The organism is Micromonospora marina, assembly GCF_900091565.1.
GTDB lineage: Bacteria > Actinomycetota > Actinomycetes > Mycobacteriales > Micromonosporaceae > Micromonospora > Micromonospora marina.
The window spans coordinates 374,770-385,807 of the sequence record NZ_FMCV01000004.1; the positions used below are offsets into that span (position 1 = coordinate 374,770).

The 11,038-nt window shown below is 74.5% G+C and carries 10 protein-coding genes; 3 read left to right on the forward strand and 7 right to left on the reverse strand.

Features of this window, described 5'->3' with window-relative positions; translation table 11 throughout:
• The first annotated feature begins 176 nt into the window (after positions 1-176).
• Positions 177-740, forward strand: coding sequence for a DoxX family membrane protein (locus tag GA0070215_RS08320; RefSeq protein ID WP_026267586.1), 564 nt, complete (start codon positions 177-179; stop codon positions 738-740).
• Positions 741-894: 154 nt separating this feature from the next.
• The gene (locus GA0070215_RS08325; RefSeq protein WP_091043586.1) at positions 895-1,263 is read left to right on the forward strand and encodes an FKBP-type peptidyl-prolyl cis-trans isomerase; all 369 of its coding nucleotides are present in this window, start codon (positions 895-897) and stop codon (positions 1,261-1,263) included.
• A 91-nt stretch (positions 1,264-1,354) separates the two neighbouring features.
• On the opposite strand, the gene GA0070215_RS08330 is transcribed toward GA0070215_RS08325, so the two are convergent.
• From GA0070215_RS08330 to pdhA, 5 genes are all read right to left on the reverse strand, one after another.
• Positions 1,355-1,753, reverse strand: a complete 399-nt coding sequence (locus GA0070215_RS08330) for an STAS domain-containing protein (protein ID WP_051090433.1) — start codon at positions 1,751-1,753, stop codon at positions 1,355-1,357.
• Positions 1,754-2,036: 283 nt separating this feature from the next.
• Positions 2,037-3,308 (reverse strand): L,D-transpeptidase, encoded by a 1,272-nt coding sequence (locus GA0070215_RS08335; protein WP_167361496.1) that lies wholly within the window; start codon positions 3,306-3,308, stop codon positions 2,037-2,039.
• Between the two features lie 434 nt (positions 3,309-3,742).
• On the reverse strand, positions 3,743-5,176 hold the full coding sequence (locus GA0070215_RS08340) for a dihydrolipoamide acetyltransferase family protein (protein ID WP_091043745.1): 1,434 nt from the start codon (positions 5,174-5,176) through the stop codon (positions 3,743-3,745).
• 53 nt (positions 5,177-5,229) lie between these two features.
• Positions 5,230-6,234, reverse strand: a complete 1,005-nt coding sequence (locus tag GA0070215_RS08345) for an alpha-ketoacid dehydrogenase subunit beta (protein ID WP_018784122.1) — start codon at positions 6,232-6,234, stop codon at positions 5,230-5,232.
• A complete protein-coding gene (pdhA, locus tag GA0070215_RS08350) occupies positions 6,234-7,433 on the reverse strand; it encodes a pyruvate dehydrogenase (acetyl-transferring) E1 component subunit alpha (RefSeq protein ID WP_091043749.1) in 1,200 nt (399 codons plus the stop codon). The genes GA0070215_RS08345 and pdhA overlap by 1 nt, the downstream gene beginning before the upstream one ends.
• Positions 7,434-7,505: 72 nt before the next feature.
• On the opposite strand from pdhA, the gene GA0070215_RS08355 reads away from it, so the two are divergent.
• A complete protein-coding gene (locus tag GA0070215_RS08355; protein WP_013286599.1) occupies positions 7,506-8,012 on the forward strand; it encodes an Lrp/AsnC family transcriptional regulator in 507 nt (168 codons plus the stop codon).
• Between the two features lie 4 nt (positions 8,013-8,016).
• Here the strand turns inward: GA0070215_RS08355 and GA0070215_RS08360 are convergent, their stop codons facing one another.
• Together GA0070215_RS08360 and GA0070215_RS08365 are read right to left on the reverse strand one after the other, a co-directional pair.
• The gene (locus GA0070215_RS08360) at positions 8,017-8,997 is read right to left on the reverse strand and encodes a DNA polymerase domain-containing protein (protein WP_091043593.1); all 981 of its coding nucleotides are present in this window, start codon (positions 8,995-8,997) and stop codon (positions 8,017-8,019) included.
• A 34-nt stretch (positions 8,998-9,031) separates the two neighbouring features.
• Positions 9,032-11,038 (reverse strand): hypothetical protein, encoded by a 2,007-nt coding sequence (locus tag GA0070215_RS08365; protein WP_091043597.1) that lies wholly within the window; start codon positions 11,036-11,038, stop codon positions 9,032-9,034.

Here is an 11,038-nt window from a genome sequence, read left to right on the forward strand (position 1 = left end):
TGGTCATCAGGTCCCGGTCAGGGGCGGCGGACCGGCGGCGACGGGCCGACCGGACCGGGTGGGGACGGGACCAACGACCCGGTCACGAGGGCACCTCTCGGCCCTGCTGCCGGACGTCACGCGGCGGTGGAATGAATGTGCCACCGGGAAGCGCGGTGCGAGGCACAGGAAGGGACGTGGAGACAATGACCGCGACAATCGAGCGGACCACCGCCGCCACCAACGCTCCGGCGGCGCACACCGGGACCACCCGCCGGAAGGCCACCCGGTACGTCTGGGCCGGGCTGCGACTCGCGCTGGGCTGGGTGTTCCTCTGGGCCTTCCTCGACAAAATGTTCGGCCTGGGCCATGAGACCCCGGCGAAGAACGCCTGGATCAACGGCGGCAGCCCCACCAGGGGCTTCCTGGGCAACGCGGTCGAGGGACCGTTCGCGGGCTTCTACCAGAACCTGGCCGGCGCGGCCTGGGCGGACTGGCTGTTCATGGTCGGCCTGCTCGGCATCGGTGTCGCGCTGATGCTCGGCGTCGGCATCCGGATCGCCGCCGCCGCGGGAGGGCTGCTCCTGGTCCTGATGTGGACGGCCGTGCTGCCCCCGGCGAACAACCCCTTCATGGACGACCACCTCATCTACGCGGGTCTGCTGGCCGGCCTGGCCCTGGTGGGCGCCGGCAACACCCTCGGCCTCGGCCGGGCCTGGGCGAAGCTCCCCCTGGTCCAGCGTCTCCCCTGGCTGAAGTGACCAGTTCGCCCCCGGGCGGGCGCCGCCGGCAGGCGGCGCCCGCCTTCTTCCGTGTCCCCGCCACACCTGTGTGCGGGGACCGGCGCGTATCGGCCGGTCACGATCCGGCAGGATCGACGGTGACCACACCGTCAGCATCCGAGGAGACCCGCTCATGGACAAGCCCGAGGTCGGCCCGATCGAGGGCGCACCGCCCGCTGATCTCGTCGTCGAGGACATCACCGTCGGCGACGGCCCGGAGGCCCGCCCGGGCCAACTGGTGAGCGTGCACTACGTGGGCGTGGCCCACTCCAACGGCCGCGAGTTCGACGCCTCGTGGAACCGGGGTGAGAAGTTCGAGTTCCCGCTCGGCGGCGGCCAGGTCATCGCCGGCTGGGACCAGGGCGTCGTGGGTATGAAGGTGGGCGGCCGGCGCAAGCTCACCATCCCGCCGCACCTGGGCTACGGCGCCCGGGGCGCGGGTGGCGTCATCAAGCCGAATGAGACGCTCGTCTTCGTGGTGGACCTGCTCGGCGTGCGCTGAGCAGCGCCCCCTTCCCGTCGGGCCGTCGGCACTCGCGCCGGCGGCCCGACGTGCGCCCGGCCCGGCTGCGCGCGCCCGGGCCGGCAGCCGTTCAGGCCGCGCAGGCCACCAGTTCGGGGGCGCGGCCGGGCAGGCCCTGGTCGCGGTCGGGCAGGGCTCGCGAGCGGTCGGAGCAGCGCACCGGAAGCACCCGGTGCAGGCCGGTCACCCGCAGCACCCGGGCCACCACCGGGTCGGGGTCGGTGAGCACCAGCTCACCGCCGCGGGCCCGGACCCGCAGGTGGGTGGCGACCAGCGCGCGGACCCCGGCGGCGGAGAGCAGCCGCACACCGGACAGGTCGACCCGCAGCACCGGCCGGGCCGGCGCCGCCCAGAGCGCGGCCCGGAACGCCGTCACGGTGGCGATGTCGATCTCGCCGACCGGTCGCAGCTCGACCACGTGATCGTGCACGTCCGTCGCCACGTGGAAGCGCTCAACGCTGGGTACCATGCGGCCAAACCTACTCGGGCCCACCGACATTTCCGGACCTCGCGGCGGGGGTTCCGGGTAGTGTCCGGGAACCGACCCCGAGCGGTCTCAGGGTCGCCCCCGCAGCCGCCACGCCACGCCGCGCGGGAGCCGGCGAAACGCCGTCGGGCTGCCCCGCGCGGACGCCACCTCTGGCTGGGCAGCCTGACCGCGAACGGGGTGGCCCTCGTCGGCCTGGACCGAGCACGGCGCGGGGCCGGCCCGCGCGGACGCGGGCCGGCCCCGGGGCCGTTCCTCCCCAGGTTCAGCCGCCGCTGTTGCTCCGCGAGGGGGCCGGGGCCGGTGACGACCCACCGGCCACCGCGCCCGGGTGCGGCGTGGCGCTCTGCGTGGGCTTCAGCCCCGCCGGTACGGGCAGCGCACTGCCCTTGGCGAACTCGTCCCAGCCCACGTTCCAGGCGGTGAAGCCGTTGCCCTGGTCGAGCTTCACCTCGGTGCCCTTGACCGTCACCAGGTCACCGACCTGCGTGATGCCCATCAGCCAGTCCGCGGCGGTGGCCGAGACGTTGGTGCAGCCGTGCGAGACGTTCGTGCTGCCCTGGTCCCCCTCGGACCACGGCGCCGAGTGGATGAACTCGCCGCCCCAGGTCAGCCGCTGGGCGTCGTCCACGTCGACCACGTAGCCACCGTCGGGCTCACCGCGGGTGTCGAACGTGGTGTGCTCGTGCTTCTCCATGATCACCATCGCGCCGCTGGACGTCGGCGTGCTCGGCTTGCCGAGGCTGACGGGGATCCTCTTGAGCACCTTGCCGTCCTGGTAGACGGTCATCTGCTTGGTCCCGTTGTCGATGTCGAGCGTCACCTGCCGGCCGACCTTGGCGGTGGCGATCCGGTCGGAGTCGCCGATCGCGTCCTTGCCGATGGGCAGCCCCTGCAGCCCGCTGCGCACGCTGATCGTGGTACCCGGCTTCCAGCGGTCCGGTGCCCGGTACTCGGCCTGCTTGCCGTCGGCCACCCAGGACCAGGTGCCCGGCTGCGGCGGGTCGGTCTTCACGAACAGCCGGCGCTGCACGTCCGCGCGGGCCTCCTCGGGAATCGGCGGGTCGAATCCGAGCACGACCGGCATCGCCGTCCCATACGTCTGGTTCGATCGGAAATACAATTCGCTGGTGACTGCCGGTTTGGTGGATTTGGCCATCGTCGTGAACGTCGTCTTCTGCGTGGCGGTCTTGCCGGAATCGCCGGTCGCGGTCACCTCCGCGGTGTACGTCCGGGAATTGGCGAGCGGCCGGTCCGGCACCCAGCCGGACCCGTCCTCACGCGGCTGGGCCGGCACGGTGTTGCCCTTGTCGTCGGTCAGCTTGACGGCTGTCACCTTACCGTTGCTGACCTTCGTCCCCACCTCCGCGCTGATCGGCACGTCCCGCGTGCGGTCGACCGGCGTCACGGAGACCGACGGCGGCGCCGCCTCGGCCCGCTTCGCCACCGACTTCGGGCCGGCGGTGCACGCGCCGACCGCCAGCGGCGCGGCTGCGACGGTCATCGCGAAAAGCGTCAATCGGCGCCTCGCAAACATATTTCGCCCCCCATTTCCGAACCCTCTCGCCCACATTCTGTAGGCCCGGGATCGCGCCGTGGCACCTTCGGCGGAATTGCTCGGAAACAGCTGCGCGAATTGTGCCGGACAGGTAATTCCCGTCCCGGCTTGCGCCCCACGCCCCCTCCGCCCGGTTCCCCACCCCCGCCCACCCCGCGCCCCGCACCCCACCCGCCTGCCTGCCCCTCGTCCGCCGATCATGAAGTTGACAGCGCACCGGCGTCCGATTCGTCCCCGCCAACCTCATGATCGACTGGGAGAGGGGGCGTGAGGGCACGAGGGGCCGCACCGGACCGACAAACACACAGGATCGGGCGCATCGAGGGCGGCAAGTGCAAGATCGCGAACGGGTAGCAGCGGGGACGCGAGCGGCCCCGGCCCTCGTGGTGCGGGCCGGGGCCGGACGTGACGGGTCAGACGTTGGCGACCAGCAGCGCGGGCTGCTCGACGCAGTCGGCGACGTGGCGCAGGAAGCCGCCGGCCACACCACCGTCGCAGACCCGGTGGTCGAACGTGAGGCTGATCTGGGTCACCTTGCGGACGGCGAGCTGCCCGTCCACCACCCACGGCTTGTCCACGATCCGGCCGACGCCGAGCAGCGCCGCCTCGGGGTGGTTGATGATCGGCGTGGAGCCGTCCACGCCGAACACGCCGTAGTTGTTGAGCGTGAACGTCCCACCGGTCAGCCGCGCCGGCGGGAGCGTGCCGGCCCGGGCCGCCGCCGTGGTCTCGGCGAGCGCGGCGGCCAGGTCCCGGGTGGTGAGCCGCTGCGCGTCGCGCAGCACCGGCACGACCAGGCCACGGTCGGTCTGGGCGGCGATGCCCAGGTGCACGCCCGCGGACTGGACGATCCGCTGGCCCTCGGTGTCGACGTGCGCGTTGAGCTGCGGATACCTCCGCAGGCCACTCAGGCAGATCCGGGCCAGCAGCGCCAGGATGCTCACCGGCGTGTCCGGGGTGGCGGCGTTGATCGCCGCACGCGTCTCCAGCAGCCCGGTGGCGTCCACGTCGACCCAGATGGTCACCTCGGGGATCTCCCGGCGGCTGCGGGACAGCTTGTCGGCGATCACCTTGCGGATGCCGGTGAGCGGGATGACCGCGTCGCCGTCGCCGGCCGGGGCGAGCCCGACGTGCGCGGCCGGAACGTCCGGCACCGCCGCCAGCCGGGCCGCCGGAGCGGGGGCGGCCGCCGCGGCGTCCAGGTCGGCCCGGCGGATCACGCCGCCCGGCCCGGTGCCGCGCAGCGACGCCAGGTCGATGCCGTGCTCCTTCGCCAGCCGCCGCACGATCGGCGAGATGACCAGCGGCGCCGACGGTCCGTGGGGCTGCGCCCGCTCGGCGGTGCGGTCCGCCGGCGCGGCCGTGCCGCTCGGAACCGGCGAAACGGCCGGAGCCGGACCCGCCGGGGCCGGAGAGCCGGTCCCGGCCGCCGGGCCCGCCGAGGCGGGTGCGCCGGTCCCGGGAGTCAGGGCCAGTCGCGGGCGGCGCCGCCGCCGGCCCGTGCCGCCGTGGCCGGTGCCGTAGCCGATCAGGACGTTGCCGGACCCGGCCCGCTCCTCCTCACGGTAGGTGGCGTGCGGGTCGGGGGCGTCGTCGAGCGGCGCGATGGTGATGAGGGGCTGGCCCACCGGGCGGACCTCACCGGCCGCGCCGTGCAGGGCCACGACCCGGCCGGCGTACGGGCACGGCACGTCGACGACGGCCTTGGCGGTCTCCACCTCGACCACGCTCTGGTCCACGGTGACCACGTCGCCGACGGCGACCCGCCACTCGACGATCTCCGCCTCGCTCAGCCCTTCCCCGAGGTCGGGCAGGAGGAAGTCGCGGGTTCCGACCGCCGCGGTCATGCCGTTCTGGCCGGGCATGCCCTCACGGCCCTCGCTCCGCTCGGTGCGTTCGGTCATGCCGCCACCCACCGCGTGTCGGGCTGGTCGTCCCACTGCAGGCGGGCCACGGCGTCCAGCACCCGGTCGACCGAGGGCAGGTGGGTGTGCTCCAGCATCGGCGCCGGGTACGGGATGTCCAGCCCGGACACCCGCAACACCGGCGCGTGCAGGGCATGGAAGCAGCGCTCCTGGACCCGGGCGGCGATCTCCGCGCCGACACCGGCGAAGCCCTGCGCCTCCTGGATCACCACGCATCGGCCGGTACGGCGTACCGAGGCGGTGACGGTGGCGTCGTCGAACGGCACGATGCTGCGCACGTCGACCACCTCCAGGTCCCAGCCCTCCTCGCGGGCGGCCTCGGCGGCGGCGAGCGCGACCGGCACCGCCGGCCCGTACGCGATCAGCGTCGCGTCGCTGCCGGGGCGACGCACCACGGCGGTGCCGATCGGCGCGGTGCGGGCGGGCAGCTCGGCCTCGGCGCTGGTGAAGTAGAGCTTCTTGGGCTCCAGGAACACCACCGGGTCGGGGTCGTCGACGGCGGCGCGCAGCAGCGAGTACGCGTCGTCCACGGTCGCCGGCGTGACCACCTTCAGGCCGGGGGTGTGCGCGTAGTACGCCTCGGACGAGTCGCAATGGTGCTCCACGCCGCCGATGCCACCGGCGTACGGCACCCGGATGACGATCGGCACGCTGAGTGCGCCGCGGGTGCGGTTTCGCAGCTTCGCCACGTGCGAGGCGATCTGCTCGAACGCCGGGTACGCGAACGCGTCGAACTGCATCTCGACCACCGGCCGCAGGCCGGACATGGCCAGGCCGACCGCGAACCCGACGATGCCGGCCTCCGCGAGCGGGGTGTCGAAGCAGCGCTTGTCACCGAACCGGGCCTGCAGCCCGTCGGTGATCCGGAAGACGCCGCCGAGCTGGCCGACGTCCTCGCCGAAAACGACCACCCGCTCGTCGTCGAGCATCGCGTCGGCGAGTGCGGCGTTGAGCGCCTTCGCCATGGTCATGGTGGCCATCAGGCGTCCCCCTCCCCGTCGGCGGCCAACTCGGCCCGGACCATCTCGCGCTGCTCGACGAGTTGCGGCGTCGGCTCGGCGTACACGTGGTCGAACAGGCTCAGCGGGTCCACGGTCGGCTGGGAGTCCATCCGGCGGCGCAGCGTCGCGGCGTACTCCTCGGCCTCCTCCGCGACGGCCGCGACGGCCGCGTCGTCCAGCACGCCCCTGGCCCGCAGGTACGCCTCGAGCCGGGCGATCGGGTCGCGGTCGCGCCACGCCTCGACCTCGTCGGCGTCGCGGTAGCGGGTCTGGTCGTCGGCGTTGGTGTGCGGCTCCATCCGGTACGTGTGCGCCTCGACCAGGTAGGGGCCCTTGCCGGCACGGGCGTGCGCCACGGCGCGATCCAGCACCGCCAGGACGGCCACCGGGTCGTTGCCGTCGACCTGCTCGCTGGGTACGCCGTAGCCGACGCCCTTGTAGGCCAGGCTCGGCGCGGCGGTCTGCCGGGACAGCGGCACGCTGATCGCGTACTTGTTGTTCTGCACCAGGTAGACGACCGGCGCCTTGAACACGGCGGCGAAGTTGATGCCCTCGTGGAAGTCGCCCTCGCTGGTGGCGCCGTCGCCGATGAACGCCAGCGCCACCGTGTCGCGCCCCTGGTACGACTCGCCGTAGGCCAGCCCGGCGGCGTGCACGCACTGGGTCGCGAGCGGGGTGCACTGCGGCGCGGTGCGGGTGGCGGCCGGGTCGTACCCGCAGTGCCAGTCGCCGCACAGCAGCGTGAGCACCTCGACCGGGTCGAGGCCACGCGCGGTCAGCGCCATCGACTCGCGGTAGGTGGGGAACACCCAGTCGTCCTCGCGCAGCGCGAGGACACCGCCGATCTGGCACGCCTCCTGGCCGCGCGCGGACGGGTAGACGGCGAGGCGGCCCTGCTTGGTGAGCGCGGTGGCCTGCACGTCGAAGCGGCGGCCGACGACCATCCGCCGGTACATCTCGCGCAGCGCCTCGACCGGCGGCTCCGGGTAGTCGTCGCGGGCCGGCAGCGGGGTCCCGTCGGGTTCGAGCAGCCGGACCGGCTCCCGCTGCGGCATGAAGCCGGCCGACGGGTCGGGTGCGGCCGGGGTGGTCTTCCGGCGGGTGCGCGGGGATGCCCTGCGGACCGCCTGGGGTGTGGTCGTCACGGCGGGGACCTCCTGGACGTGTGGTGGCCCTATGCTCCCGGTCGTGGATGATTGACTCAACATCCGGGATGAACGCGGGACGAATGGCACGGGAGGGCGGCTGAGGTGAGCCAGGAGACCGGCGCCACACCGGGCGCGGCGGGCGGAACGGGACGTTCGGCCGGGCCGCTGGACGAGGTCGACCGGCGGATCCTGCGCGAACTGGTCCGCGACGCCCGGACGTCCATCCGTACGCTCGCCGAACGGGTGCACGTCTCCCGCACCAACGCGTACGCCCGGGTGGAGCGGCTGCTACGCGACGGTGTGCTGACCGGGTTCACCGCGCGGGTCGCGCCGGAGCCGGCCGGGCTGGGCACGTCGGCGTACATCGCGCTGACCATCGAGCAGAACACCTGGCGGGAGGTCTCCGCCGAGCTGGCCCGGGTGCGCTACATCGAGCACGCGGCACTGCTCAGCGGCGAGCACGACGTCCTCGCGCTGGTCCGGGCGCCGGACAACGCGACGCTGCGGGACGTGGTGCTGGACCGGGTGCAGAGCATCGCCGGGGTGCTGTCCACCCGCACCTGGCTGGTGTTCGAGGAGTTCGACGGCACGCAGAGCCCCTGGGACTGACCGGTCAGCGTTCCGGCGGCGACTCCAGCCCTTCGGCGTCGGCCCGCTCCAGCAGCGGTCGCAGCGAGTACCGCCGCCCGTCCAGCCCGGCGTGCGGGTCGCCGCGCCCGGCGAACCGCGCGGGCATGCTCAGCACGTCGAAGTCCGCCGGGCGGGCGTCGTCCAGCTCGGCCCAGTCCAGCGGCGCCGAGACCAGCGCCGCGGGCGTCGGCCGGATCGAGTACGCCGAGGTCATCGTGTGGTCGCGGGCCATCTGGTTGTAGTCGACGAAGACCGGCCGGTCCCGCTGGTCGCGCCACCAGGTGGTGGTGACCAGGTCGGGCAGGCGGCGCTGCATCTCCCGGCCCAGTGCGAGCACCGCCCGCCGGCACTCGCCGAAGCTCCAGCGCGGCTCGATCGAGACGTAGACGTGGATGCCGCGCCCGCCGGTGGTCTTCGGGAAGCCCTCCAGGCCCAGCTCGGCGAGAAACGCGCGTACCTCGTGCGCCACCGGCACCACCTGCGCGAAGTCCACCCCCGGCATCGGGTCGAGGTCGATGCGCAGCTGGTCGGGGTGCTCCACGTCGTCCTTCGACACCGGCCACGGGTGGAACCGCAGCGTGCCCAGGTTGGCCGCCCAGATCACCACCGCCAGCTCGTCCGGGGCGACCTCGTCGGCGGTTCGGCCACTGGGGAACGTGATGTGCGCGGTGCGGACCCAGTCGGGCGCGCCGGCCGGGAGCCGCTTCTGGTAGAAGGCGTCGCCCTTGTTCGTCTGCCGGGTGGCGACCGTGGCACCCTCGAACACGCCGCGCGGCCACCGTTCCAGCATGGTCGGCCGATCCCGCAGCGCGCGCAGGATCCCGTCGCCGACGGACAGGAAGTAACGGACCACGTCCAGCTTGGTCAGCCCGCGCTCCGGAAAGTAGGGCTTGTCGGGGCTGGAGACGCGGACCAGCCGCTCCCCCACCTGGATCTCCTGCGCCGCCGTGGTCGCCACCGCCACAGGGTAGCGACCCTTCCCGGCCGCGGGGACCGGCTCACCGGGACTCCGCCGTCACCGACAGCCGGATCCAGGTGTCCATCCAGGCCCGTACCGCCGGTTCGCCGGGGTCGGCGCCGAGCGCACCGGCCAGCCCGGACAACGCCGCGCCGCAACGGTCCAGGCCGACTCCGGCGAGCGCGGCGGCCGTCGCGCGCAGCCGGTCGGGAAAGCCCGCCGGCAGGTGCCGCAGACCGGTGTGCGCGGCCTGCGCGAGCAGCGCCGAGGCCGTACCCAGCGCGGCGGCGACCGGGTCGGGCCGGGCGCCGACCGCACCGGCCAACCGGCCGTCGCCCACCCCGGGCGAGAGATCGGGTACGACCACCGCGTCGGCGACCACCGCCAGCGGCTCGACGACGAGCCCGTCCGCGCCGCGGCGTACCGTCCCGCTGACGTAGCGCGGCGGCCCGTGTGTACCGTCCAACGCCGCCGCGAGCGCGTCGAGTGCACCAGGGGCGGCGCCGTGGTGGGTGGCGCTGATCGTCGCCGTGCCGCCGTCGGCCCCGGTCACCGTGGCGTCGAGGCGCTGGTCGCCGGCCGCGTACCCGATGGTGCGCACCGCGCCGAGCGCGAGCACCCGAACCGACTCGGCGGCGGTGCGGGGACGCAGCAGCCGCGGTGGCCGTCCCGCCAGCTCGGCGGCGAGCGCGTCCGGGTCACGGACGAGCAGGCCGGGCGGCAGCCCGGACCACTCCCCCGCGCCGGGGGTCACTGTGGTGCGGGCGAGCCGCCCGGCGGCGAACCGGAGCTGGTGCGCGGCGCTGCGCACCGCCGACTCGGAGACGACGTTGCCGGTGGCCAGTGCGCCCAGGGTGGTGCCGGCGACTCGCCGCCCGGCCAGCTCGTGCCCGGTGGGCGGGCCGTCGTCGGTGACCGGGTAGGCGCGGCGCAGCACGAGCACCGAGACGGCCGCCGGGTGGGCGAGCACCACATCCACGCCCGCCTCGCCGCCACTGTCGCGGACCCGGGCGCCGAGGCCGGTCAGGCGTACCCGCCGCAGCGGCGTCTCCGCCGGCTCGTGGGTGCCGAGCACCCGCTCCGGTGGCGTGGCGCCGGCGTTGACCACCGCGCGCCGCCGGGCGGGCAGCTCGGCGAGCAGGTCGGCGAACGTCTCCGGCCGGTACCGGGCGCCACGCGCGGCGTACGCCTCCAGTTGCCCGGCCAGGTCGTCCACCGCCAGCAGCGGCCAGCGCAGACCGGCCGCGTCGAGGTCACGCCGGACCGCCGCGAGCCGGGCGTCCACGCCGGAGCCCAGGTGCGCGGCCCCGGTCAGCAGCACGTCGGCGGCCAGCGTCACCGCCGCGTCCAGCGCCGGATGCTCCGTGACGGTGGCCGGTCCGCCGACGCGCACCTGGGCCTCGGGGCGGTCCGGGTGCTCCCGGTCGGCCGCCCGGCACGCCCACACCGCGAGCGCGACCGCCTCACCGCCGTCGTCGGCCGCGTCGCCGCGCGCGTACCCGATCTGGCGGGGCACCAGGAAGCGGACCGTGCCGGTGGGCAGCTCCACGCGCGGCACCGGGTCGGCGGCGTCCGGCCGGTGGACGACGGCGGTGTAGCCGCGCCGCCGGCGCCGCTGCGCGGCGGCGAGCGCGGGCGCGCTGATAGCGGCGGCCAGCTCGTCGTCGCTGACGTCGCCCGGCGACCACCGCCACGGTTCCCCACCGGCTCCGGCGTCGTCCCGGTCCGGCGTGGCGTCCAGGTCGGGCGTGGTCACACGGCCCGCGGCTTGGGCGTGCGCGCGCTGGTACGTCAGCACCACGGCGAGCAGGTGCCGGCACACCCCGGGCGCCGGGCAGGAGCAGATCCCAGCCGCGAGGCCGCCACCCACGGGCAGCGTCACGGCCACCCCGTCCGGGTACGCGGCACGCACCGTGCCGTCGGCGTCCTCGGTGAGCGTCTGCCGCCCACCGGCCTCGACCTCCTTCGTGGCGCGCTTCACCAGGCCCCTGTTGCTCAGCGCGGCGAGCACGTCCGGGGTCAGCGCGATCAGGTCGTCACGTGCCAT